The sequence below is a fragment of the Streptomyces sp. NPDC031225 genome, from assembly GCF_055570355.1.
Genome location: NZ_JBVIHJ010000009.1, coordinates 1 through 23916, shown reverse-complemented (window position 1 = coordinate 23916; position 23916 = coordinate 1). Strand labels below are relative to the sequence as shown.

The 23916-nt window shown below is 70.8% G+C and carries 23 protein-coding genes and 1 pseudogene; 12 read left to right on the top strand and 12 right to left on the bottom strand.

Annotated elements, in window-relative coordinates; translation table 11 throughout:
* The first annotated feature begins 95 nt into the window (after window positions 1-95).
* Both ACZ48Z_RS17095 and ACZ48Z_RS17090 read left to right on the top strand, forming a co-directional pair.
* Window positions 96-1274, top strand: coding sequence for a sensor histidine kinase (locus ACZ48Z_RS17095; RefSeq protein ID WP_468736875.1), 1179 nt, complete (start codon window positions 96-98; stop codon window positions 1272-1274).
* Entirely contained in the window at window positions 1271-1942 is a 672-nt protein-coding gene (locus ACZ48Z_RS17090; protein WP_468736656.1) for a response regulator transcription factor, read from the top strand. The genes ACZ48Z_RS17095 and ACZ48Z_RS17090 overlap by 4 nt, the downstream gene beginning before the upstream one ends.
* A gap of 79 nt (window positions 1943-2021) precedes the next feature.
* On the opposite strand, the gene ACZ48Z_RS17085 is transcribed toward ACZ48Z_RS17090, so the two are convergent.
* Together ACZ48Z_RS17085 and ACZ48Z_RS17080 are read right to left on the bottom strand one after the other, a co-directional pair.
* Window positions 2022-2936, bottom strand: coding sequence for a hypothetical protein (locus ACZ48Z_RS17085; protein ID WP_468736655.1), 915 nt, complete (start codon window positions 2934-2936; stop codon window positions 2022-2024).
* Window positions 2933-3460 carry a SigE family RNA polymerase sigma factor gene (locus tag ACZ48Z_RS17080; protein ID WP_468736654.1) on the bottom strand — a complete coding sequence of 176 codons (528 nt, stop codon included), beginning with the start codon at window positions 3458-3460 and terminating at the stop codon, window positions 2933-2935. Before ACZ48Z_RS17080 ends, ACZ48Z_RS17085 begins: the two co-directional genes overlap by 4 nt.
* 81 nt (window positions 3461-3541) lie before the next feature.
* Here ACZ48Z_RS17080 and ACZ48Z_RS17075 point away from each other — a divergent pair, with 81 nt between their 5' ends.
* Complete coding sequence (locus tag ACZ48Z_RS17075) at window positions 3542-3979, top strand: phosphatase domain-containing protein (RefSeq protein ID WP_468736653.1); 438 nt, start codon at window positions 3542-3544, stop codon at window positions 3977-3979.
* Here the strand turns inward: ACZ48Z_RS17075 and bla are convergent.
* Complete coding sequence (gene bla, locus ACZ48Z_RS17070; RefSeq protein ID WP_468736652.1) at window positions 3972-4850, bottom strand: class A beta-lactamase; 879 nt, start codon at window positions 4848-4850, stop codon at window positions 3972-3974. The genes ACZ48Z_RS17075 and bla overlap by 8 nt on opposite strands.
* A 132-nt stretch (window positions 4851-4982) precedes the next feature.
* Between bla and ACZ48Z_RS17065 the strand changes: the two genes are divergently transcribed.
* Window positions 4983-6104, top strand: coding sequence for an abortive phage infection protein (locus tag ACZ48Z_RS17065; RefSeq protein WP_468736651.1), 1122 nt, complete (start codon window positions 4983-4985; stop codon window positions 6102-6104).
* On the opposite strand, the gene ACZ48Z_RS17060 is transcribed toward ACZ48Z_RS17065, so the two are convergent.
* Window positions 6092-7573, bottom strand: coding sequence for an alpha/beta hydrolase (locus tag ACZ48Z_RS17060; protein ID WP_468736650.1), 1482 nt, complete (start codon window positions 7571-7573; stop codon window positions 6092-6094). The two genes, ACZ48Z_RS17065 and ACZ48Z_RS17060, sit on opposite strands and share 13 nt — an antisense overlap.
* Before the next feature lie 250 nt (window positions 7574-7823).
* On the opposite strand from ACZ48Z_RS17060, the gene ACZ48Z_RS17055 reads away from it, so the two are divergent.
* The 3 genes from ACZ48Z_RS17055 (at window position 7824) to ACZ48Z_RS17045 (ending at window position 9828) form a co-directional block, all read left to right on the top strand.
* Window positions 7824-7955 (top strand): hypothetical protein, encoded by a 132-nt coding sequence (locus ACZ48Z_RS17055; RefSeq protein WP_468736888.1) that lies wholly within the window; start codon window positions 7824-7826, stop codon window positions 7953-7955.
* 252 nt (window positions 7956-8207) lie between these two features.
* Complete coding sequence (gene recO / locus ACZ48Z_RS17050) at window positions 8208-8960, top strand: DNA repair protein RecO (protein ID WP_468736649.1); 753 nt, start codon at window positions 8208-8210, stop codon at window positions 8958-8960.
* A gap of 19 nt (window positions 8961-8979) precedes the next feature.
* Window positions 8980-9828, top strand: coding sequence for an isoprenyl transferase (locus tag ACZ48Z_RS17045; protein ID WP_468736648.1), 849 nt, complete (start codon window positions 8980-8982; stop codon window positions 9826-9828).
* A 32-nt stretch (window positions 9829-9860) separates the two neighbouring features.
* On the opposite strand, the gene ACZ48Z_RS17040 is transcribed toward ACZ48Z_RS17045, so the two are convergent.
* From ACZ48Z_RS17040 to ACZ48Z_RS17020, 5 genes and pseudogenes are all read right to left on the bottom strand, one after another.
* The gene (locus ACZ48Z_RS17040) at window positions 9861-12263 is read right to left on the bottom strand and encodes a M4 family metallopeptidase (protein ID WP_468736647.1); all 2403 of its coding nucleotides are present in this window, start codon (window positions 12261-12263) and stop codon (window positions 9861-9863) included.
* Between the two features lie 231 nt (window positions 12264-12494).
* On the bottom strand, window positions 12495-12911 hold the full coding sequence (locus ACZ48Z_RS17035) for a Fur family transcriptional regulator (RefSeq protein ID WP_468736646.1): 417 nt from the start codon (window positions 12909-12911) through the stop codon (window positions 12495-12497).
* 157 nt (window positions 12912-13068) lie between these two features.
* Window positions 13069-13968 (bottom strand): annotated as a pseudogene (locus ACZ48Z_RS17030) (metal ABC transporter permease); the annotation flags it as partial.
* Complete coding sequence (locus tag ACZ48Z_RS17025) at window positions 13968-14726, bottom strand: metal ABC transporter ATP-binding protein (protein WP_468736645.1); 759 nt, start codon at window positions 14724-14726, stop codon at window positions 13968-13970. The gene ACZ48Z_RS17025 and the pseudogene ACZ48Z_RS17030, both read right to left, overlap by 1 nt.
* Window positions 14727-14745: 19 nt before the next feature.
* Entirely contained in the window at window positions 14746-15705 is a 960-nt protein-coding gene (locus ACZ48Z_RS17020) for a metal ABC transporter substrate-binding protein (RefSeq protein ID WP_468736644.1), read from the bottom strand.
* Between the two features lie 184 nt (window positions 15706-15889).
* Between ACZ48Z_RS17020 and ACZ48Z_RS17015 the strand changes: the two genes are divergently transcribed.
* The 4 genes from ACZ48Z_RS17015 (at window position 15890) to ACZ48Z_RS17000 (ending at window position 20015) form a co-directional block, all read left to right on the top strand.
* Entirely contained in the window at window positions 15890-17272 is a 1383-nt protein-coding gene (locus ACZ48Z_RS17015; protein WP_468736643.1) for a glycine--tRNA ligase, read from the top strand.
* Between the two features lie 140 nt (window positions 17273-17412).
* A complete protein-coding gene (locus ACZ48Z_RS17010; protein WP_468736642.1) occupies window positions 17413-18417 on the top strand; it encodes an aldo/keto reductase in 1005 nt (334 codons plus the stop codon).
* A gap of 26 nt (window positions 18418-18443) precedes the next feature.
* Entirely contained in the window at window positions 18444-19061 is a 618-nt protein-coding gene (locus tag ACZ48Z_RS17005) for a TetR/AcrR family transcriptional regulator (protein ID WP_468736641.1), read from the top strand.
* Window positions 19062-19091: 30 nt separating this feature from the next.
* A complete protein-coding gene (locus ACZ48Z_RS17000) occupies window positions 19092-20015 on the top strand; it encodes a UTP--glucose-1-phosphate uridylyltransferase (RefSeq protein ID WP_468736640.1) in 924 nt (307 codons plus the stop codon).
* 3 nt (window positions 20016-20018) lie between these two features.
* Here the strand turns inward: ACZ48Z_RS17000 and ACZ48Z_RS16995 are convergent, their stop codons facing one another.
* The 3 genes from ACZ48Z_RS16995 to ACZ48Z_RS16985 all read right to left on the bottom strand — a co-directional run bounded on the left by ACZ48Z_RS16995 (window position 20019) and on the right by ACZ48Z_RS16985 (window position 22582).
* Window positions 20019-20225 carry a hypothetical protein gene (locus tag ACZ48Z_RS16995; RefSeq protein ID WP_468736639.1) on the bottom strand — a complete coding sequence of 69 codons (207 nt, stop codon included), beginning with the start codon at window positions 20223-20225 and terminating at the stop codon, window positions 20019-20021.
* 95 nt (window positions 20226-20320) lie between these two features.
* Window positions 20321-21022 (bottom strand): 2-phosphosulfolactate phosphatase, encoded by a 702-nt coding sequence (locus ACZ48Z_RS16990; RefSeq protein WP_468736638.1) that lies wholly within the window; start codon window positions 21020-21022, stop codon window positions 20321-20323.
* A 114-nt stretch (window positions 21023-21136) separates the two neighbouring features.
* Entirely contained in the window at window positions 21137-22582 is a 1446-nt protein-coding gene (locus ACZ48Z_RS16985; RefSeq protein ID WP_468736637.1) for an MFS transporter, read from the bottom strand.
* A gap of 117 nt (window positions 22583-22699) precedes the next feature.
* Between ACZ48Z_RS16985 and dusB the strand changes: the two genes are divergently transcribed.
* Window positions 22700-23821 carry a tRNA dihydrouridine synthase DusB gene (dusB, locus tag ACZ48Z_RS16980; RefSeq protein ID WP_468736636.1) on the top strand — a complete coding sequence of 374 codons (1122 nt, stop codon included), beginning with the start codon at window positions 22700-22702 and terminating at the stop codon, window positions 23819-23821.
* Window positions 23822-23916 lie beyond the last annotated feature (95 nt).

Here is a 23916-nt window from a genome sequence, read left to right as displayed (position 1 = left end):
GCGCCCCTCCCTCCCGGAGGGGCGCCCTTGGCCCGGAAGTCCCGGAAGATGAGCCCGTGCAGGAGACCAGGAACCCCCGGCTCGGCGAACGGATCATGGCGGCCGTCAACCGCGACCCGCGGACCGCCCCGCACGGCACCCGCAACGACGCGCTGCTCGCCGTCGCCCTGGCGGTTCTCGCCGTGTGCCTCGGCCTGTTCACCGACGAGGCCCGCCGCCCGGACTCCGTCGGCTGGACGCTGCTGCTCGCCGCCCACGTGCCGATCGTGTGGCGGCGCCGCCGTCCGCTGCTCGTGCTGGCCGCGGTGGTGGCGCTGATCGTGCCGTACCACGCATTCGAGTACAACCACCTCGCGCCCACCCCGGCCGCCTACGTCGCCCTCTACACGGTCGCCGTCACGGGCCGCCCGCTGCGGACGATCCTGACGGGCGCCACCGTCCTCGTCGTCTCCACGAGCGTCATGCTCACCGTCAGCGCCCACCAGGCCGTCGAACTCCTGCGGACCTCCGGCTGGATCATCGCCGTCCTGTTCTGCGGCATCGACGTCCGCTACTACCGCCAGTACGTCGCCGCCATCGTCGAACGGGCCGTCCGTGCCGAACGCACCCGCGAGGAGGAGGCCCGCCGCCGGGTCGCCGAGGAACGCCTGCGCATCGCCCGCGACCTGCACGACCTGCTCGCCCACACCATCACCCTGATCGGCGTCCAGACCTCCGTCGCAGCGCACGTCCTGGCCGCCGACCCCGATCGCCTAGACCGGCAGGCGGTCGCCGCCTCTCTCGACGACATCGCCGAGACCTGCCGGACCGCGCGCGGCGAACTGCGTACGACCCTGGAGGTGCTGCGCGAACACGGCTCACCGGACGCGCGCGGCCCGCTGCCCGGCCTCGACGGCCTGCCCGACCTCGTCGCTGCGGCACGGCTCGCGGGCGCCCGCGTCGAACAGGACCTGCGCATCCGCACCGAGCCGCCACCCGCCGTCGGCGCCGCCGCCTACCGGATCGTCCAGGAGGCGCTCACCAACGCCGTCCGGCACGCGGGACCCGCACCCGCCGTACGGCTGAGGCTGTACGACGAACCGGGCGCCCTGCGCCTCGCCGTGAGCGACGACGGCACCGGGCCCACCCCCGGCGGCACCCCCGGGTTCGGGCTGGTCGGCATGCGGGAGCGGGCCCGCAGCGTCGGTGGCACACTCGACGCCGGGCCACGCCCCGACGGTGGCTTCGAGGTGACGGCGGCGCTGCCGCTCACCATGGGGGAGGGAACCGTATGACCATCCGCGTACTGCTCGCCGACGACCAGACGCTGGTGCGGGCCGCGTTCGCCATGCTCGTCGAGTCGGCGCGGGACATGCAGGTCGTGGGCGAGGCGGGCAGCGGGCGGGAGGCCGTGGGGGCGGCCCGCGCAGTGCGGCCCGACCTGGTGGTGATGGACATCCGCATGCCCGACCTGGACGGCATCGAGGCGACCCGGCTCATCGCGGCCGACGAGGAACTCGCCGGGGTGCGGGTGCTGGTCCTCACCACGTACGACACCGACGAGAACATCGTCGAGGCGCTGCGCGCGGGGGCCTCCGGCTTCCTGGTCAAGGACACCCGGCCGGCCGAACTCCTCGACGCCATCCGGACGGTCGCGGCCGGTGAGGCGCTGCTGTCCCCGGGCCCCACGGCACGGCTGATCGAACGGTTCCTGCGCAGCCCGTCGATGCCGGTCCCCGGGGCGGGCAACGGCCCCGAGTGCCTGTCCGACCGGGAGCGCGAGGTGCTGGCCCTGGTCGCGCGGGGCCTCAACAACACGGAGATCGCGCAGGCGTTGGGCCTCAGCCCGCTCACCGCGAAGACCCACGTCAGCCGGATCATGGGGAAGCTCGAGGTGCGGGACCGGGCGCAACTGGTGATCGTGGCCTACGAGTCGGGCATGGTGACGCCGGGGACCCCGTGACGGGCGGGTCGTCCCGGCATGTCCGTCGGAAGGGGGCGCCGACCCCTGTACGGCGCCCCCTCCTCGACGGGTCCCGCGGCTACATCGTCTGCTGGTACGTCGTGTCCTCGTCGGAGTCGTAGATCAGCTTGCCGCCCTTGTCGTAGCCCTTGACGTGCGGGTTCTTGGTGACCTGTTCCGTCAGGGTGCCGGAGGCGACGAACCAGCCGTGGTCGAGGACGGCTTGGCTGACGACGCCGCCGTAGGAGACGGTCACCTTGGCCACCGTCGGATCGACCGAGCCGATGAAGCCCCAGCTGAACGGCAGCTTCCACTTGCCCTTGTTCATGAACGACTGCTGGTAGAGCTTGTTGGCGTTCACGTCGACCAGCACGGGCGGAGAGTCCGGCTGCCGCTCGTTGCCGATGACGGTGTTGAGGCCGGAGCCCACGCCGCCCTTGACGTTGCAGACCAGCCGGACCCGCGTCGCCTTCTCCTTCACGGCGACCACGAAGACGCCGTCACCGGGCGAGTTGAGGTCGCCGGTGCTGTCGAGCGCCAGGATGATCCGGTAGTCGTCCGCCGTGCCCAGGTTCATCTTGCCGGAGCCCTGGGCCTCGTTGTGGCGTTGCCACGCCAGGCACTTGCCCAGCCCGTCCACGGACTGCTCCAGCGTGATCCCGTCCCGCAACTGCCCGGCCGTGGCCGGCCCGGCGGGCCCACTCGGGGTGGGGGAGGGGGTGGAGGTGGGAGCCCGGGTGGCGCTCGCGGACGCCGTCGGTGTCGTCGCCGTGTCCGCCACCCCCGTTCCCCCGCCGTCCAGCGCGAACGCCCCCACCGGCACCGCGGCCAGCGTCACCAGGACCGCGCCGGCCACCGCCACCCGGCGGCGCCGCTCGACCACGCCCTGACGGCGGATCTGCGGATACGGCACCGGCGACGGCCGGATCGTGTACGCGTCCTCGGCGAGCAGCTCCCGCAGTTGCTCCTCGAAGTCCCGCTCCTGTTCGCTCACTTCGTGCCTCCCTGCGGGGCGCGGTCCATGACCTGCGCGAGCCCCGGATACGTACGCAACTTCGCCAGCCCCTTGGACGCCTGGCTCTTGACCGTGCCCTGGGAGCAGCCGAGCACCTCGGCGACCTCCAGCTCCGACAGGTCCTCCCAGTAGCGCATCACGACCACCGCCCGCTGTCTGGGCGGCAGCCCGGCCAACGCGCCCAGCAGCACCCCGCGTTCGTCGACCCGCGCCACGGCCTCGTCCCGGCCCGCCCGCTCCGGCGGCGCGTCGGTCAGCGACTCCTTGACGCGCCGCTTGCGGAAGCGGTCGCTGTTGCACGTGACGAGCATCCGCCGGACGTACGCCTCGGGGTTGTCGCTGCCCGACACGCGCCGCCAGGAGCGGTACGCCTTCGCCAGCGCCGTCTGCGTCAGATCCTCGGCGAGATGGGCGTCACCGGTGAGCAGATAGGCGGTCCGCACGAGGTGCGACCACCTGGCTCTGACGAATTCCTGGAACCGATCCTCTTGTTCGGCCTGCATCAAGCACCCTCCCTCGCCCACCAGACCACGGTGGGGACGGATTCGGTTGCCCGGGAGTCGATGACGGGTTCGAATGGGGTCATGAAGGTGTGGGACGAACAGGACGCGGGTGTCCTCCGGTTGCCGTCCGGCCGCCTGGTCCGGGGCCGGGGCCTGCGGCACCCGCTGGATCCGGACGCGCCGACACCGTCGTACGGCGTCTATCTGCTCGGCGGCAGCCCGCCGGAGGTCCCCTGGGCCTCCCGCCGGCTCCACTGGCCGGACTTCCGGCTGCCGACGGACCGGGAGGAGGCCCGCGGTGTCCTGACCGACGCCTGGGAGCGGTCGGCCACCGAACGGGTCGAGATCGCCTGCGGGGGCGGCCGGGGCCGCACCGGAACGGCCCTGGCCTGTCTGGCGGTTCTGGACGGCGTACGGCCCGAGGAGGCCGTGGCGTACGTACGCGAGCACTACGACCGGCGCGCGGTGGAGACACCGTGGCAGCGCCGGTACGTACGCCGGTTCCGACCGGTCAGGTGAGGGTGTCGGCGACCGCCCGTGCCGCGTCGGCGACCAGGGCGTCGTCCCGTACGGCGTCCGGCGCGGGCATGGTCGACAGCACCGACAGGACGATCGGGTCGCCGTCTTCGGTCCAGGTGACGCCCACGTCGTTGGCCGTGCCGTAGGAGCCGCTGCCCGTCTTGTCGGCGATCGTCCACGTCTTCGGCAGGCCCGCGTGGAACCGGTTCACGCTGGTCGTGTTGTTCAGCAGCCAGTGCGTGAGCAGCCCACGGTCCCGGCGGTTCAGCGCGTCGCCGAGGACCAGCCGGCCGTAGGTGCGACCGACGGCGTACGGGCTCGTCGTGTCCGTGCGCCGCCACGGCTCGGCGGTGTTCAGCTCGGGCTCCCAGCGGTCGAGGCGGGTGACCCCGTCACCGAGGGAGCGGGCGAAGCGGGTGATGGCGGTGGGACCGCCGAGTTCGCGCAGGAGGAGGTTGCCGGCCGTGTTGTCGCTGTAGGTGATGGCCACCTCGGCGAGCTCGGCGATCGTCATGCCCTCCGCCAGGTGCTCGGCCGTCCGGTCCGAGCCCGGGATCACCAGGTCGTCCTCGGTGTAGTGGATCCGGCGGGTGAGCACCTCGCCGTGCCGGTCGAGGTCGCGCAGGACGGCGGCGGCCGCGAGGGTCTTGAACACGGAGCACATGGGGAAGCGCTCGTCGGCGCGGTACCGGACGGACCGCCCGGTAGCGAGGTGGAGCGCGAAGACACCCAGCCGCGCGTCGTACCGCTCTTCCAGCGCGCGCAGACGGGTGGTGACGTCGTCGTCGGCGGCATACGCGGTCGTGCCGGTCAGGAAGGTGGCCGTACCGGCGGCCAGGAGGGTGCGTCGGGACAGGTTTCCGGAGCCCAAGATCTCGTTCTCCTTCGCTCGGGGACAGCAGCCGATCTCTTCAATGATCGACGCCGGGGCTCATCCCTCGGTTGCACCGCCGTAGACCATCGGCGGACGGACAGGCCCGCCCGTGGCCGACACAGTGGCGGCATGGAGAAGACAGCGGGGATCGACCGGGCACGGTTTCTGGCGGGGGTCGCAGGGGCCGGGGCTGCTTTGCTCCTGCCGGCGGCCCGGGCGGAAGGGAACGCGCGCAAGCCCGGACTCAGGCGCCACGGAGTCGTCTACACCGTCGGAGCGGGCGAGACGCCCGGCACCGCCTTCAGCACCGCCCGGATGCGCGGCGACATCCGGGCCATCCACGACGACCTGCACGCCGACACCGTCGACGTCACCGGCGACGGCGTCGAACGCCTCACCGCCACCGCCGCCGAGGCGGCCGAACGCGGACTGCACGTGTGGCTCCAGCCGACCCTCGGGGACGTCCCGCAGCGGGACATCCTCGACCACCTCGCGGAGTGCGGCCGGTTCGCGGAGCGGCTGCGCCGACAGGGTGCGAGCGTGGAGTTCAGCGTGGGCTGCGAGTTCTGGCTGTTCGTGCCCGGGATCCTGCCGGGGGACACGGTCCTGGAGCGGGTCGAGAACCGGATGAAGGGTCACTACGACCCGGTACGGATGCAGCGCGAACTGGACCGCTTCACCGCCAAGGCAGCCAGGGTGGGCCGCTCGGTCTTCCACGGCCGCCTCAGCTACGCCGCCGCCCAGGACGACCGGGTCGACTGGAACCTGTTCGACGTGGTCGGCATCGACTACTACTCGTACTTCCGTCAACCGCGTGACTACGTACGCGAGTTGCGGCAGTACCTGCGCTGGGGCAAACCCGTCGCCATCACCGAGTTCGGCACCTGCACCTTCGTCGGCGCCCCCGAGGCCGGCGGCATGGGCTGGGACATCGTCGACTACGACAAGAACCCGCCGGAGATCAAGGGCAACGTCGTCCGCAGCGAGCACACCCAGGCGGTCTACCTCACCCAACTCCTGGACGTCTTCGAGTCGATGGGCCTCTACGCCGCGATGGCCTTCGAGTTCCTCACCGCGGACGCCCCCCACCGCCCCGACGACCCGCGCCACGACCTCGACATGGCGAGCTACGGCATCGCCAAGGCGATCAAGGACCGACCCGACGACCCGGGTTCGGACTGGCACTGGGAACCGAAGGAGGCGTTCCACGCCCTGGCCCGCCGGTACGGAAGGTGCGCTCACCCGCAGTAGAGGTCCGCGGCGGGCCGCTTGCCGGTGGCCAGGAAGCGGGACACCGTCGCGTCGCCGCACGCGGTGCCGTTGCCCAGGTACGCGTCGTGGCCGGTGGAGTCGTTGGTGACCATGACGGCACGCCGGCCGAGGGCCTCGCGGAGCTTGAGGGCGCCGCTGAGCGGGGTGGCCGGGTCCCGTTCGTTCTGCACCATCAGGATGGTGGAGGGGCCGCGGCCGGTGACGTGCACCGGCGCCTCCTTCGGCTCCCACGGCCAGGCGGCGCACGGCATGGCGTTCCTCGGCATGCCCCCGGTCAGCGGGTACCGGGCGCGGCTCTCGGCCACACCCTTGCGGTACACCTCCGGGTCGCCCGGCCAGTCGGCGTCGTTGCAGATGGTGGCGGCGGCGACCGCGGTGACGTTCTGGAGGACGGCCTCGGGCGGACCCGCCGGCGCGGGCGGCACCGTGCCCTTCTCGGCGGCGAGGATCAGCTTGGCGAGGGCCGGGTAGTCGTCGGGGTCGTAGAAGGAGTCGAGCATCGACTGGCGCAGGACGTTGCCGTTCAGCTCCTCGGGGTTGGCGCCCGGCCAGGGGATCGGCTCGCGGTCGAGGCGGGCGGCGAGGCGCAGGAAGAGCGGACGCACCTCGGCGGCCGTGCCGGTCAGACGGTCCGGATTGCCGGGTGCGGACGCCCATGTGGCGAACTCCGGGAAGTTGTCCTCGGCGCCCCGCTCGAACGCGGCGAGCCAGGCGCGCTCCGCGAGGACGGGGTCCGGGTTGTCGCTGCTGTCCAGGACGACACGGTCGGTGCGCTGCGGGAACAACTGGAGGTAGGCGGCGCCCACGTAGGTGCCGTACGACACGCCCCACGCGGACACCTTGCGCTCGCCGAGCGCGGCGCGGACACGGTCCAGGTCGCGGGCCTCGTTGAGGGTGCTGATGTGCCGGATCAGTTCGCCGCCGTTGCGTGCGCAGGCATCGGAGATGCGCTTGCCCGCGGCCATGGTCGTGTCGACCGAGCCGTTCACGGCGGGCCAGGGAAGCAGGGTCGTCCGGGCCAGGTCCCGGTGTTCGAGACCGCAGTCGACGGCCGTCGAGGGCGCCATGCCGCGCGGCGCGAACCCGATCAGGTCGTAGGCGTCCCGCACCTTCTGCGGCAGCTTCTGCCCCTTCTCCGAGGGATCGTTCATGCTGTCCCCGCCGGGCCCGCCCGGGATCAGCAGCAGGGCACCGCGCCGGGCGTCCGGACGCTCACTGGGAATACGGGAGACGGCGATCTCGATCCTCGGGCCGTGCGGGTCGGCGTAGTCCATGGGCACGGAGACGGTCGCGCACCGCTGACGCGGATCGAGGCCGCTGCCCTCGCACTTGGTCCATTTCAGCGCCGTCGGTTCGGAGGCGGCGGAGGCGGACAGCGGGGTCAGGCCACCGAATACGACCCCCGAGGCGGCCGCGATCAGGGCGAGGCTTTTCGTCATCTGCTTCATGGCCATGAGCCTCGCGGACCCCACGCGCCCACCCCATCCGGGCAACTGCCTTGTCCGTAGGGGGGTTTACCCCAGGCCACCGGCTCCGGAAGCCCCATGGCCCTTCGGGGCGCCGCCACCGTACCCGGCCGACGGCGCCCGCCCGCGCCCGCGGGGAAGGGCCCTCGCCGTGATCCCCCGTGCGGGCCCGAGCCGACCACAACCACGGACACCGGCATCCCCGGTGCCCGCGTAGGCGACAATGGATCCCATGAGTCTGTTCCGCGACGACGGCATCGTGCTGCGCACCCAGAAGCTGGGCGAGGCGGACCGGATCATGCTGTGTTGTCCCGGGGGACGACCCCCGGACCCCCGGCCGAATGCCCGCGGGGGTGTGCGGTGAGTCTGTTCCGTGACGACGGCATCGTGCTGCGCACCCAGAAGCTGGGCGAGGCGGACCGGATCATGCTGTGTTGTCCCGGGGGACGACCCCCGGACCCCCGGCCGAATGCCCGCGGGGGTGTGCGATGAGCCTCTTCCGCGACGACGGCATCGTGCTGCGCACCCAGAAGCTGGGCGAGGCGGACCGGATCATGCTGTGTTGTCCCGGGGGACGACCCCCGGAAGCCCGGCCGAATGCTCGCGGGGGTGTGCGGTGAGCCTCTTCCGTGACGACGGCATCGTGCTGCGCACCCAGAAGCTCGGAGAAGCGGACCGGATCATCACGTTGCTCACCCGTGGGCACGGGCGGGTGCGGGCCGTGGCCCGTGGGGTGCGGCGGACCAAGTCGAAGTTCGGGGCGCGGCTGGAGCCGTTCTCGCACGTCGACGTGCAGTTCTTCGCGCGCGGGAGCGAGCTGATCGGGCGCGGGCTGCCGTTGTGCACGCAGAGCGAGACCATCGCTCCGTACGGTGGCGGGATCGTCTCCGACTACGCGCGCTACACCGCCGGGACGGCCATGCTGGAGACCGCCGAGCGGTTCACGGACCACGAGGGGGAGCCCGCCGTGCAGCAGTATCTGCTGCTCGTCGGGGCGCTCAGGACCCTCGCCCGGGGTGAGCACGCGTCGCATCTCGTGCTCGACGCCTTCCTGCTGCGCTCCCTCGCCGTCAACGGCTACGCCCCCAGCTTCAGCGACTGCGCGAAGTGCGGCATGCCCGGCCCGAACCGTTTCTTCTCCGTGGCCGCCGGAGGCTCGGTGTGCGTGGACTGCCGGGTGCCCGGCAGCGTCGTACCGTCGCCGCAGACCCTGGAGCTCCTCGCCGCGCTGCTTACGGGAGACTGGGAGACCGCGGACTCCAGCGAGCCGCGGCACGTCCGGGAGGGCAGCGGGCTGGTGTCCGCCTACCTGCACTGGCATCTGGAACGCGGGCTCAGATCCCTGCGTTACGTAGAGAAGCAACCCTGAGAGGGAGACGAGAACCAGCATGGTCGTTAACGGGATCCTTGGGCGCCGGCGGCGCGAGTACAGGAAGCCGGAGCCGCACCCGTCCGGCGCTCGCGCGCCGAAGCTGCCCGGTGAGCTGATCCCCGAGCATGTGGCGATCGTCATGGACGGGAACGGCCGGTGGGCCAAGCAGCGCGGGCTGCCGCGCACCGAGGGGCACAAGGTCGGCGCCGAGCAGGTCCTCGACGTGCTCCAGGGCGCGGTCGAGATGGGCGTGCGCAACATCTCGCTGTACGCGTTCTCCACCGAGAACTGGAAGCGCTCGCCCGACGAGGTCCGCTTCCTCATGAACTTCAACCGCGACTTCATCCGCAAGAGCCGCGACCAGCTCGACGCGCTCGGCATCCGGGTGCGCTGGGTGGGCCGGATGCCCAAGTTGTGGAAGTCCGTCGCCAAGGAGCTCCAGGTCGCCCAGGAGCAGACCAAGGACAACGACAAGCTCACCCTGTACTTCTGCATGAACTACGGCGGCCGGGCCGAGATCGCCGACGCCGCGCAGGCCCTCGCCGAGGACGTGAAGGCGGGCCGTCTCGACCCGTCCAAGGTCAACGAGAAGACCCTCGCGAAGTACCTGTACTACCCGGACATGCCCGACGTGGACCTCTTCCTGCGGCCCAGCGGCGAGCAGCGCACCTCCAACTACCTGCTCTGGCAGAGCGCCTACGCCGAGATGGTCTTCCAGGACGTCCTGTGGCCCGACTTCGACCGCCGTGACCTGTGGCGGGCGTGCGTCGAGTTCGCGTCCCGGGACCGGCGGTTCGGCGGGGCCGTACCCAACGAGGAGCTGCTCGCCATGGAGGAAGCGATGAAGGGCGAGCCGGAGGACTGACCTCCGACCCGCCCCTGCGGTTCCCCCGTGGCTCAGCCGGTGGTGACCGCCGTGTCGTCGATCACGAAGCTGGTCTGGAGCGAGGAGTCCTCGACGCCGGAGAACTTCAGGGCGACCGTGGTCCCCGCGAAGGCCGACAGGCTGAAGGACTTCTGGACGTAACCGCTGGCCGCGTTGAGGTTGGAGTACGTGGCCAGGGTCGTCGAACCGGCGGTGACCGTCAGCTTGTCGTACTGGCTGCTGGTGGTGGTCTCCGCCGTGTCGACGTGCAGGTAGAAGGTGAACGTGGTCTTCGTGCAGCCGCTCGGCACGGTCACCGACTGGGAGAGCGTGTCGGTGTGGGTGGAGCCGTAGCCGTCCAGCCAGGCCTTGTACGAGCCGGTGCGGGCGGCCTGGCTGGTGGAGTTGGTGATGACCCCGCTGGACGCGGTCCAGGTCGTGTTGCCCGACTCGAAGCCCTGGTTGCCGAGCAGCTGCGTGACGGTGCAGGTGCCGCCACCGCCGGACGTGCTGACCGTCCAGGTGAAGGCCGCCGTGCCGGTGGCTCCCGTGCTGTCGGTGACCGTGACCGTGGTGCTGTAGCTGCCGGCCGTGGTCGGGGTGCCGGAGATCACGCCCGTGGAGCTGCTGATCGACAGGCCGGTGGGCAGACCGGTCGCGGCGTACGTCAGTGAGCCGCTGTTGGTCGAGCTCGCGCTGACCTGAAGGCTGACGGCCGTCCCGACGGTCGCGGACTGGCTGCCCGGGTTGGTCACCGTCACGCCGGTCGACGGCACGGTGATGTGGCTGCCGACGTTGATGCCCGCGAAGGCGTTGCCGACCCCGGCGTACTGGGCGGAGCTGGTGCCGTAGAGGGCGGCCGCCGCGTTCAGGGCGGCGGTGCGGGCGCCCGCGTAGTTGGTGCTGGACGTCATGTACGTCGTCAGCGCCTTGTACCAGATCTGCAGGGCGGCGGCCCGGCCGATGCCCGCGACGGCGACCCCGTCGGAGGTGGAGCTGTTGTAGGTGACACCGTTGATGGTCTTGCTGCCGCTGCCCTCGGAGAGCAGGTAGAACATGTGGTTCGCCGGGCCCGAGGAGTAGTGCACGTCGAGGTTGCCGACGCCCGAGTACCAACTGTCCGCGGAGCCCCCGTCCTTGCTCGGCTTGTCCATGTAACGCAGCGGCGTGCCGTCGCCGTTGATGTCGATCTTCTCGCCGATGAGGTAGTCGCCGACGTCGGTGGAGTTGGCCGCGTAGAACTCCACACCGGTGCCGAAGATGTCGGAGGTCGCCTCGTTCAACCCGCCTGATTCACCGGAGTAGTCGAGGCCCGCGGTGTTGGACGTGACACCGTGGCTCATCTCGTGACCGGCCACGTCCAGCGAGGTCAGCGCGTGGGTGCTGCTGGTGCCGTCGCCGTACGTCATGCAGAAGCAGTCGTCGTCCCAGAAGGCGTTGACGTACGCCGAGCTGTAGTGGACGCGGCTGTAGGCGGCGACTCCGTCGTTCTTGATGCCGCTGCGGCCGAAGGTGTTCTTGTAGAAGTCCCAGGTGGTCTGGGCGCCGTAGTGGGCGTCGACGCCGGCGGTCTGGGTGTTGGAGCCGGAGCCGGTGCCCCAGACGTCGTCGGCGTCCGTCATCAGGGTGCCGGTGCCCGACGTGCCGTTGTTGAGGCTGTACGTCTTGTGGCCGCCGCGCGTGGTGTCGTACAGCTGGTACGTCGAGCCGGACAGCGTGGTGTTCATGGTGACCGTGCCGCTGTACTGGCTGTTGCCGGTGCCGGTCTCGACGCCCTCGAAGCGGGAGAGCTCGGCGCCGGTCGTGGCGTCGGTGATGACGTGCAGCTTGCTGGGCGTGCCGTCGTCCTGGAACCCGGAGACCACCGTCTCCCAGGCGAGCTTCGGTGTGCCGGTGCCGGCCCAGATCACCTTGCGGGGGCTCTGCGCGGCCGGCTTCTCGGCGTCGAGCGCCTTGGCGGTGCTGAGCGCCTTCGTCTCGGCGGCCGATTTGCCGAACGTGGCGGTCGTGGACTTGACCGAGACGGTACGGCGGTTGTTGTTGAAGGTCGTGCTCACGGTGCCGGCGGCCAGCGAGGCCGGGGGCGTGTGCACGACCAGGTCGCCGCCGAGGACGGGCAGACCGGCGAAGGTCCGCTCGTAACGGGTGTGGAGGGTGCCGTCGTTGTCCTTGACGACGTCCTTGACGACCAGTTTCTCCTTGGCGCCGAGGCCGAGGGACTGGGCGGTGGCCGCGGTTCGGCCGGCCGCGTTCTTGAGCAGCGTGGCGCGCTGGGCCGGGGTGACCTTCGCCTCCTGGCCTCCGGTGCGCAGGGGGCTGGGGTGGGGGGCCGCGGGCTTCGCAGTCGCGGGGACCGACTGGATGCCCACAGCGAGCAGAGATGCGGCGGCGACCAGGGAGGCGGCGGCGGCCGATCTTCGGGGGGAACGTCTCACTCGTGACTCCTACTGCGACGTGGGGTGGAGGTGCCGTGCGGGAACTGCGTGAGAACAGGACGGAGAGTCGCACGGTTGACCTGGCCATGTCATTCACGAGCGGGTGACTCAAGGGTTAACCCTCGACAAGACTGTGAGGAGGCCATGAAAGAACCCCACCCGTCGCTCCATGGGTGGGGTCCGTGTCGCCCTGACGTCAGATCAGGTCAGATCAGGTCACTCCAGGTCAGGTCAGTCCTTGGCCGCCGCGCAGTCCGCGCAGGTCCCGAAGATCTCCACGGTGTGGGCCACGTTGACGTATCCGTGCTCGGCCGCGATGGCGTCCGCCCACTTCTCCACGGCCGGGCCCTCGACCTCCACCGCCTTGCCGCAGATCCGGCAGACGAGGTGGTGGTGGTGCTCGCCGGTGGAGCAGCGCCGGTAGACGGACTCGCCGTCGGAGGTGCGCAGGACGTCGACCTCGCCCGCGTCGGCGAGGTTCTGGAGCGTGCGGTAGACCGTGGTCAGACCGACGGCGTCGCCCTTGTGCTTGAGCATGTCGTGCAGTTCCTGCGCGCTGCGGAACTCGTCGACCTCGTCGAGCGCCGCCGCCACTGCGGCCCGCTGCCGGGTGGCGCGGCCCTTCACGGGCGGTCCTGCGGTCGTCACGGGTTCCTCCTTCACCTGGCGTGATCGCCTACGGGGCTCCGGTGCCGGGGCCGAGACCGGGCTCGGCCCTCCGGGCCGCGCCGCGCCCCTTCGGCTCTCACACGTCTTGCATCGGCGCCTGCCGGGCCATTGTGCCAGCCCCGCCCGTGCCGGGTCGGACGCCGACCGTGCCGTCCGCCTCCCGACTGGCCGGAATCACGCACTCCGCCGGATCGCCGGCCGGCTGCCGGGCTGCCACCGCGCGGGCGCGACGACGGGCCAGCGGGGTTGCCAGGACGGTCAGCAGGACGAAGGCCGCGATGGTCAGCAGCACGATCGTCGCACCGGGCGGCACGTCCTGGTAGTACGAGGTCACGGTGCCGCCGATGGTCACCGTCACCCCGATGGCCACGGCGATCGCGAACGTCGCCGCGAAGCTCCGGGTGAGCTGCTGCGCCGCCGCCACCGGAACCACCATCAACGCGCTGACCAGCAGCAGTCCGACCACGCGCATCGCGACGGTCACCGTCACCGCGGCCGTGACCGCCGTCAGCAGGTTCAGTGCGCGCACCGGCAGCCCGGTGACCCGGGCGAACTCCTCGTCCTGGCTGACCGCGAAGAGCTGGCGGCGCAGACCGAGGGTGACGAGGACCACGAACGCGGCCAGCACACAGATCGCGGTGACGTCCGACTCGGAGACCGTGGAGAGCGAACCGAACAGGTACGACGTCAGGTTGGCGTTCGAGCCGCCGGGCGCGAGGTTGATGAACATCACGCCGCCGGCCATGCCGCCGTAGAAGAGCATCGCGAGGGCGATGTCACCGCGCGTCTTGCCGTACCAGCGGATCAGCTCCATGAGGACCGCGCCGAGCACCGAGACGACGGTCGCCATCCACACCGGCGACCAGGAGAGCAGGAAGCCGAGGCCGACGCCGGTCATCGCGACATGGCCGATTCCGTCGCCCATGAGGGCCTGGCGGCGCTGGACGAGGTAGATGCCGACGGCGGGGGCGGTGATGCCGACCAGGACGGCGGCGAGCAGGGCCCGCTGCATGAAGGCGTAGTCGAGGAAATCCATCAGCTCAGCAGTCCCGTGCGGATCGGTTCGTGTTCGTGGGGATGGACGTGGTCGTGGCCGGGGAGCGCGTGCTGGCCGACCGCACGCGGAGGGGGTCCGTCGTGCTGCACACAGCCGTCGCGCAGGACGACCGCCCGGTCGATCAGGGGCTCCAGGGGGCCCAGTTCGTGCAGCACGAGCAGGACGGTGGCGCCCTCGGCGACCTGTCGGGTGAGGGTCTGTGCGAGCACCTCCTGGCTGGCCAGGTCCACGCCCGCCATCGGCTCGTCCATGATCAGCAGTTCGGGTTCGGCGGCGAGCGCGCGGGCGATCAGCACCCGCTGGTGCTGGCCGCCGGACAGGGCGTTCACGGAGTCCTTCGCGCGGTCCGCCATGCCGACCAGCTCCAGGGCCCGGCGCACGGCCTCGTGGTCTGCCCTGCGGAGCACGCCGAAGCGGGCGCGCGACAGGCGCCCGGAGGAGACGATCTCGGTGACGGTCGCGGGGACGCCGCCCGCGGCGGTGGTGCGCTGCGGGACGTACCCGACCCGCGCCCAGTCCCTGAACCGCGCGCGCGGGGTGCCGAAGAGCTCGATCTCCCCTGCGGACGTGGGCACTTGGCCGATGATCGTGCGGATCGCTGTGGACTTGCCGGAGCCGTTGGCGCCGAGCAGCGCGACGACCTCACCGCGGTTCACGGTGAGGTCGATGCCGCGCAGGACGGGGCGCGAGCCCAGGTCGGCGCGGACACCGCGCAGCGATACGACGGACTCGCTCATACCGTCCTCCGGTTCGTGCTCACTTGGCCCCCAACGCGGACTGGAGGGCCTTGAGGTTGGCTTCCTGGACCGAGAAGTAGTCCTTGCCGCGGGACTTGGCGGTGATGCCCTCGATCGGGTCGAGGACGTCCGTCTTCAGCCCGGCGTCGGAGGCGATGGTCTTCGCGGTCTTGTCGCTGACGAGCGTCTCGTAGAACACGGTGGTGACGCCGTCGGCCTTCGCCATCTTCTCAAGGTCCTTGACGCGGTTGGCGCTGGGCTCCGACTCGGGGTCGAGGCCGTTGATGGCCTCCTCGGTCAGGCCGTAGCGCTCGGCGAGGTAGCCGAAGGCGGCGTGGGTGGTGATGAAGACCTTGGTCCCGGTGCCCTTGAGGCCCGTCGCGAACTGCGTGTTCAGGGCGCCGAGTTTCCTCACGAGCGCCGCGGTGTTGGCCTTGTAGGCGGCCGCGTTGTCCGGGTCGGCCTTCTCGAAGGCCTTGCCGACGCCCTCGGCGACCTGGGCGTAGCGCACCGGGTCGAGCCAGATGTGCGGGTCCAGGCCCGCGAGCTCCTCGTTCTCGTGGTCGTCGTGGTCGGCCGCGTGGCCGCCGACCTCGTTGCCGTGCTTCTCCAGCGAGGTGAGGGAGGCGGCGTCGATCTTGGTCTTGATACCCGACTGGGACACCGCGTCGTCGACGGAGGGCTGGAGGTTCTTGAGGTAGAGCACCGCGTCGGACTCCTGGAGCGCGGCGGTCTGCTTGGCGCTGATCTCCAGGTCGTGCGGCTCCTGGCCGGGCTGGGTCAGCGTGGTGACGTGCACGTGGTCCCCGCCGATCTGCTCGGCGAGGAAGGCCATCGGGTAGAAGGACGCGACGACGTCGAACCGGTCGGTGTTGCCCGCGGCGGCACTGTCGGTGGAGCAGGCGGAGAGGGTGGTCAGGCCGAGTGCGGCGGCCGCGGCGGTCACTGCGACGGGTATGGAGCGTCGTCGTACGTTCATGACAGTCATTTTCATCAAATATGGAAACCGTTGTCAACAAAGCTGGTGAGCGGCCCGTAAGCGGCCCACAAGCCGAACCGATTTGATTGAGAGGGCGGCCCCGCCGGTAACCTGAGGCATTCGCTCTGAAGCACTGCTCCGTTGAGACTGCTTCGTCGCCCGTCGTCGTAATGAAGAGAGCACCGTGGCCGCCGACAAGATCGACACCATCGTCAGCCTGAGCAAGCGCCGTGGCTTCGTATTCCCCTGCAGTGAGATCTACGGCGGTCAGAAGGCCGCCTGGGACTACGGACCGCTGGGTGTCGAGCTCAAGGAGAACCTGAAGCGTCAGTGGTGGCGCTACATGGTGACGTCGCGCGAGGACGTGGTCGGTCTCGACTCGTCCGTCATCCTGGCCCCCGAGGTCTGGGTCGCCTCCGGTCACGTCGCCACCTTCTCCGACCCGCTCACCGAGTGCACCTCCTGCCACAAGCGGTACCGCGCGGACCACTTGGAAGAGGCGTACGAGGCCAAGAAGGGGCACGCCCCGGAGAACGGCCTCCTCGACATCAACTGCCCCAACTGCGGCAACAAGGGCCAGTTCACCGAGCCCAAGCAGTTCTCGGGCCTCCTCTCCACCCACCTCGGCCCGACCCAGGACTCCGGCTCCGTGGCCTACCTGCGCCCCGAGACCGCGCAGGGAATCTTCACCAACTTCGCCCAGGTGCAGGTCGCTTCGCGCAAGAAGCCGCCGTTCGGCATCGCGCAGATGGGCAAGTCCTTCCGCAACGAGATCACGCCCGGCAACTTCATCTTCCGCACCCGCGAGTTCGAGCAGATGGAGATGGAGTTCTTCGTCAAGCCGGGCGAGGACGAGAAGTGGCAGGAGTACTGGATGGAGCAGCGCTGGAACTGGTACACCGGCCTCGGTCTCCGTGAGGAGAACATGCGCTGGTACGACCACCCGGCCGAGAAGCTCTCCCACTACTCCAAGCGCACCGCCGACATCGAGTACCGCTTCCAGTTCGGCGGCAACGAGTGGGGTGAGCTGGAGGGTGTGGCCAACCGCACCGACTACGACCTCACCGCCCACTCCAAGGCCTCCGGCCAGGACCTCTTCTATTACGACCAGGAGGCCCAGGAGCGCTGGACGCCGTACGTCATCGAGCCCGCGGCCGGTGTCGGCCGCGCGATGCTGGCGTTCCTCCTCGACGCGTACATCGAGGACGAGGCCCCCAACGCCAAGGGCAAGCTGGAGAAGCGCACGGTGCTGCGCCTCGACCACCGCCTGGCCCCGGTGAAGGTCGCGGTGCTCCCGCTCTCCCGCAACCCCGAGCTGTCCCCGAAGGCCAAGGGCCTCGCCCAGGCGCTGCGCCAGAACTGGAACATCGAGTTCGACGACGCCGGCGCGATCGGCCGCCGTTACCGCCGCCAGGACGAGATCGGTACGCCGTACTGCGTCACGGTCGACTTCGACACCCTTGAGGACAACGCGGTGACGGTCCGCGAGCGTGACTCGATGAAGCAGGAGCGCGTGTCGCTGGACCAGATCGAGGGCTACCTGGCCGGGCGGCTCGTCGGCTGCTAGTCCGTCGTGGCTGGTCGCGGCCACGCGGCGAAGCCGCAGATCGATGCAGCCCTGCACCCCTGGGTGGGTGCGGGGCTGCGTTTTTTTGACCTCGACTGACAGATATTGAAATCTGTCAGCTGTCATGCCAAGGTGGGTGCATGACGATGCGAACCCGAACCCTCGGAACGTCCGGCCCCCGGGTCTCCGCCCTCGGCCTCGGCTGCATGGGCATGTCCGCGCTGTACGGCGAGGCCGACCGGGCGGAGTCGATCGCGACGATCCACGCCGCCCTGGAGGCCGGAGTCACCCTGCTCGACACCGGCGACTTCTACGCCATGGGGCACAACGAGATGCTGATCGGCGAGGCGCTGCGCACCGCCCCCGCCGCCCGGCGCGAACAGGCCCTGCTGAGCGTGAAGTTCGGCGCCCTGCGCACCCCCGACGGCCAGTGGTCCGGCTACGACGGCCGCCCCGCCGCCGTGAAGAACTTCGCCGCCTACTCGCTCCAGCGCCTCGGCGCCGACCACATCGACGTGTACCGGATCGCCCGGCTCGACCCGGACGTACCGATCGAGGAGACCGTCGGCGCGATCGCGGAACTCGTCGAGCAGGGGTACGTCCGGCACGTGGGCCTCAGCGAGGTCGGCGCCGAGACGATCCGCCGGGCCGCCGCCACCACGCCGATCGCCGACCTCCAGATCGAGTACTCCCTCATCTCGCGCGGCATCGAGGACCGGATCCTGCCGGTCACCCGGGAGCTGGGGATCTCCGTCACGGCGTACGGCGTCCTGTCCCGCGGCCTGATCTCCGGCCACTTCACCCACGACCGGCAGCTCTCCGCGACCGACTTCCGCGCGCACTCCCCCCGCTTCCAGGGCGACAACCTCCAGCACAACCTCAACCTGGTGGAGGCGCTGCGGAAGATCGCGGAACAGAAGGGCGTCAGCGTGGCCCAGATCGCGATCGCCTGGGTGCTCTCCCGCGGCGACGACATCGTGCCGCTCGTCGGCGCCCGCACCCGCGAGCGGCTCACGGAGTCCCTGGGCGCGCTCGACGTCACCCTGGACACCGCCGAGCTCGCGGCCATCGAGGAGGCGGTGCCGGCCGGTGCCGCCGCGGGCGAGCGCTACGCGGCGGCGCAACTGGCACAGGTCGAGCGGTGATCGGCCGGACCGGTACGGTCTGACCCATGGCACCGCCCCCGCAGCCCCTGACCGCCGAGCGCATCCTCGAAGCCACCGAGGAGGTGTTGCGCCGCTACGGCCCGGCCAAGGCCACCGTGGTCGACGTGGCCCGAGCGCTCGGCGTCAGCCACGGCAGCGTCTACCGGCACTTCGGGACGAAGGCCGAGTTGCGCGGCGCCGTGACCAAGCGGTGGCTGGACCGCACCACGGGGGTCCTCGCCGGCATCGTCGCCGAGGACGGGGACCCGGAGACCCGGTTGCGGGACTGGTTCACCGCCCTGTTCGCGGCCAAGCGCCGCAAGGCGGGCGCCGACCCGGAGCTGTTCGCCACGTACACGGTGCTCACGGCCGAGAACGGCGGTGTGGTCGCCGAGCACATCGCCGAGCTGACCGACCAGGTGACGCAGCTGGTCCGGGCCGGCGCCGACGCGGGCGCCTTCGCGGTCACCGACCCCGCCACCACGGCCCGCGCCCTCTTCCAGGCCACCGGCCGCTTCCACGACCCGGCCTACGCCAGGGAGTGGGAGGAGCCGGGCGCGGAACGGGATTTCGAGGCCCTCGTGGACCTGCTGCTCAAGGGGCTGCGGTACCGGCCCGGCGCCGGGGCGGTACCGTCCGACTGACAGCGCCCCGAGAGAGAGCCGAGAGACCCGATGCCCCCGACCATCCGCAGGGCTGTGATCCCCGCCGCCGGACTCGGCTCCCGACTGCTGCCCCTGACCAAGGCGACGCCGAAGGAAATGCTCCCGGTCGGCGACAAACCGGTGATCGAACACACCGTGCGGGAGCTGGTGGACTCCGGCATCACCGACATCACCATCGTCGTCTCCGGCGGCAAGTCCCTGATCCAGGACCACTTCCGCCCCAACCCCGCCCTGGTCGGACAGCTGCGCGCCGACGGCAAGACGGCCTACGCGGACGCCGTCGAGGAGATCGCCGAGCTGGCCCGCAGGGGCCACATCACCTACCTCGACCAGCACGGCCCCTACGGCAACGGCACCCCGGTGCTGAACGCCGCCCGTTCCTTCGGCGAGGAGCCCGTCCTGGTGCTGTGGCCGGACGACGTGTTCGTGGCCGAGGTGCCGCGCGCCCAGCAGCTGATCCGGGCCTACGAGCAGACCGGCTGCCCCGTCCTCGCCCTGCTGCCCATGGACCCCACCGAATCACGCCGCTACGGCGTGCCCCTCGTCAAGGAGGACCTCGGCGGCGGCACCCTGCGCATCACCGGCCTGGTCGAGAAGCCCGACCCGGCAGCCGCCCCCTCGTCGTACGCGGCCATCGGTGGCTACGTCATCACCCCGGGCATCATCGACGAACTGCGGGAGCGGACCCGCCGCTGGTACGAGCACCGCACCGGCGAGATCTACCTGACCGACGCCATCAACGCCTACGCCGCCACCCGGGCGGTGTACGGCCAGGTCATCCAGGGCCGCTGGTACGACACCGGGAATCCGGCCGACTACCTGGTCGCCCAGATGGCCCACGCCCTGGCCCACCCCGAGTACGGCCCGCTGCTGCGGCGCCTGGTCGGCGACCTGGACACCCCGGAGCATCCCGCGGGCTCCGAGGGTCCCTGAAGGTCAGCCCGCCGACGGATCCACCGTCGCCTGATGCTCCTCCGCCAGGTGCTCCTCCGCCTTCAGCCACGGCAGGAACTGCGCGTCCCTGCGCCAGCCGCAGGTGTCGCAGCTGATCGTGCGCCGGGCGCCTGTGCGCAGCACCTGGACGACGTGTTCGCGGCCGCGCCCGTCCCAGCGGCTCACCTTGCTCGTGTTGGCCTGCACCATGCACCTCGCCTCCGGCTAGGAGTGTGCAGCAAGAACAACATCAACAGCAGTATCTTCACGGGGCGTTCGCCAAGTCGCGGGTGTCGGGCATGGGGTCAGACCGGGGTGTCGCCGGCCGCCGACGGCACGGCGTGCGGGCGCAGGACCATGAGCGGGCCCTCCGGGGCCGCCACCATGGCGAAGGGGAACCGGTCGAGTTCGAGACAGAGCGCGACGTCATCGGGGTGTACTCCTTGGCGTACCCCCTGCGCCAGCTCGGCGGCGGCACGGGACGCGCCGGCACGGCGCAGGAACGGGGCGGCGTCCGTCCCGGCCCCTGCGGCTCGGCCGGCGATGTACTGGGCGCACGCCAGATCCTCGTCGCCCTGCCCGTCCTCGCCGGTGACCACGAACGTGACGCGGTCGCTCCCGTGCGCCCGCAGGAGCCGACCCGTAGCCTCCGCCACCACGAAGGAGGCGCACAGCACCAGTTGGGACTTCTTGACCGCGAGCGCGCCGACCGTCCCCGCGGTGGTCTTCTGTACGACGGTCCGCCCGCCGAGGTCGGCGGTCCGCAGCAGACCCGGCGAGTTGACGGTGTCGAACCCGGGCGCGGGCGCACCGTCCTTGAGCGCCACCCAGTCCGGGTGGCGGGCCTTGAGGGCCAGGGCCTCGTCCGGCGACTCGGCGAGAACGATCTTCTCCGCGCCCCGGGCGAACGCCCAGGCGGCCACGGTGAAAGCGCGCATGACGTCGACCACGACCGCCACGGCCGGGACTTCGGTCAGCTCGGAGATGCCAAGGAAATGGGCGTCCATTCCGGTCATGATCGTGCATGGCGACGCCCCGGCGGACGGGTGTGAGCGAGATCTCAACTACCTTTTCCGCACGGCCGAGTTCCTCTGTTCAGTACGCGCGAGGCCGTCGACCGGTCACGCGACGACCCCCGCCGCCTCGCGCACCTCGGCCGACTCCAGCCGCTCGGCCGTCCGCTCGGCGGTTCCGCGAGCCCACCGTCCGCTGGTCACCGCTCCGAGCACCAGCACCGCGAGCCCGCACCCGGCGAGAATCCACCACCCCGGCACGGCGGCGGACACGAACGTCTCCTTGTACGACGACGAGCCCACCCCGGAAGCCAGGACCGCGCCGATCACCGCGACCCCGAGCGTCATACCGAGCTGACGGCTCGTGGACGCGACGGCGGCGGCGACCCCGGCCTGGGCCCGCGGCATCCCCGACACCGCCGTGTTCGTGATCGGCGCGTTGACCAGCCCGAACCCGATCCCGAACAGCACGTACCCGAGGAACAGTGTCCCGTCGGACGTCTCCGCGTCGAAGGCCGCGAACAGCACCCCGCTGGCGGTGATCATGACTCCCGCGGCGACCAACGGCAGCCTCGGCCCCCGGCTGCCCACCAGCCGGCCGGCCAGCGGCGCGCACAGGAACATCGGCACGGCCATCGGCAGCATCCACAGGCCCGCGTGCAGCGCGTCCAGCCCCCGGATGTTCTGCAGATACAGCGTCGAAAGGAACAGGAACCCGCCCAGCCCCGCGAACGCGCTGATCGCGATCACTGTGGCCCCGCTGAACGGAGCGGACCGGAAGAACCGCAGGTCGATGAGGGGTTCGTCGCGGCGGGGCTCGTACCAGAGGAGCCCGGCCAGCGCGGCGACCGCCACGAGGGCGAAGGGCAGGACGTACGAGAACCCCGACGCCGGCGCCTCGATGATCGCGTACGTCAGCGAGCCGAACAGCGCGATCACCAGCAGCTGCCCGACCGGGTCCGGGCGGCGGGCCTTGGGCGCTCGGGACTCGGGGACGTATCGCAGGGTGAGCAGCAGGGCCGCGATGCCGACCGGGATGTTGACCCAGAAGATCGAGCGCCAGCCGACCGAGTCCACGAGCGCTCCGCCCACCAGCGGCCCCGCCGCCATGGAGATGCCGACGACCGCGCCCCACACACCGATCGCGCGGGCCCGCTCACGCGGGTCCGTGAAGGTGTTGGTGATGATCGACATGGCGACCGGGTTGAGCATCGAGCCGCCGACCGCCTGCACCATGCGGAAGCCGACCAGGGCCTCCAGGTTCGGCGCGAGGGAGCACAGCGCGGAGCCGATCGTGAAGACGACCAGGCCGGCCATGAAGACGCGCCTGCGGCCGATCCGGTCGGCCGTGGAGCCGGCGAGCATCAGCAGCGAGGCGAGGACCAGCGTGTACGCGTCGATCGTCCACTGGAGTCCGGCCGTGCTCGCGTCCAGGTCCCGCTGCATGGCGGGCAGGGCGACGTTGAGCGCGGTGGTGTCGAGACTCACGATCAGCAGGCTCATGCAGCAGATCGCGAGCACCAGCATGCGTCGGCGTTGGCTGAGCTCGGGCATGCGCGCCATCGTACGCCGAGTTCGATAGTGCGTCTAACTAATGGTCTCTACATGATCGCTGGACGGGGGCGGTGGACAGGGGACGGGGGGCCCGGAGGGATGCGTGACAATGGGGGAATGCAGATCGGTCCTCACCTCGTCCAGCCTCCCGTCGTCCTGGCCCCCATGGCCGGGATCACCAACGCGCCCTTCCGCACGTTGTGCAGGGAGTTCAGTGGCGGCAAGGGCCTGTTCGTGAGCGAGATGATCACGACCCGGGCGCTGGTCGAGCGCAACGAGAAGACCATGCAGCTGATCCACTTCGACGCGACCGAGAAGCCGCGCTCGATCCAGCTGTACGGCGTCGACCCGGCCACCGTCGGCAAGGCCGTCCGCATGATCGCGGAGGAGGACCTCGCCGACCACATCGACCTGAACTTCGGCTGCCCGGTCCCCAAGGTGACGCGGAAGGGCGGCGGTTCCGCGCTGCCGTTCAAGCGTCCGCTGCTCCGGGCGATCCTGCGCGAGGCGGTGAGCGGGGCGGGTGATCTGCCGGTCACGATGAAGATGCGCAAGGGCATCGACGACGACCACATCACCTATCTGGACGCCGGGCGCATCGCGGTCGAGGAGGGTGTGACCTCCATCGCCCTGCACGGCCGTACCGCCGCCCAGCACTACGGCGGCACCGCCGACTGGGACGCCATAGCCCGCCTCAAGGAGCATGTGCCGGAGATTCCGGTGCTCGGCAACGGCGACATCTGGTCGGCCGAGGACGCGCTGCGGATGGTGCGGGCCACCGGGTGCGACGGGGTGGTTGTGGGGCGGGGGTGCCTGGGGCGGCCGTGGCTGTTCGCGGACCTGGTGGCCGCGTTCGAGGGGCGCCCGGACGACATCGCCCGGCCCGCGCTGCGGGAGGTCGCCGATGTCATGGTCCGGCACGCCACGCTCCTCGGTGAGTGGATCGGCGACGAGGCGCGCGGGGTCGTCGACTTCCGCAAGCACGTGGCCTGGTACCTCAAGGGGTTCGCGGTCGGCAGCGAGATGCGTAAGCGGCTCGCGATCACGTCCTCGCTGGAGGAACTCCGGTCCGGGTTGGACGAGTTGGATCTCGACCAGGCCTGGCCGGCCGGCGCCGACGGGCCCCGCGGGCGTACCTCCGGCAACAACAGGGTTGTCCTGCCGGACGGTTGGTTGAAGGACCCGTACGACTGTGCGGGGATCGGGGAGGACGCGGAGCTGGACACGTCTGGAGGGTGACGGGTTCGGTGGGGGCGGGCGTTTTTTGCGCAGTTCCCCGCGCCCCTAATCGCTTCGGGTTCGGTGGGTGGGTCGGGTGCGGGGTGGGGGGTGTC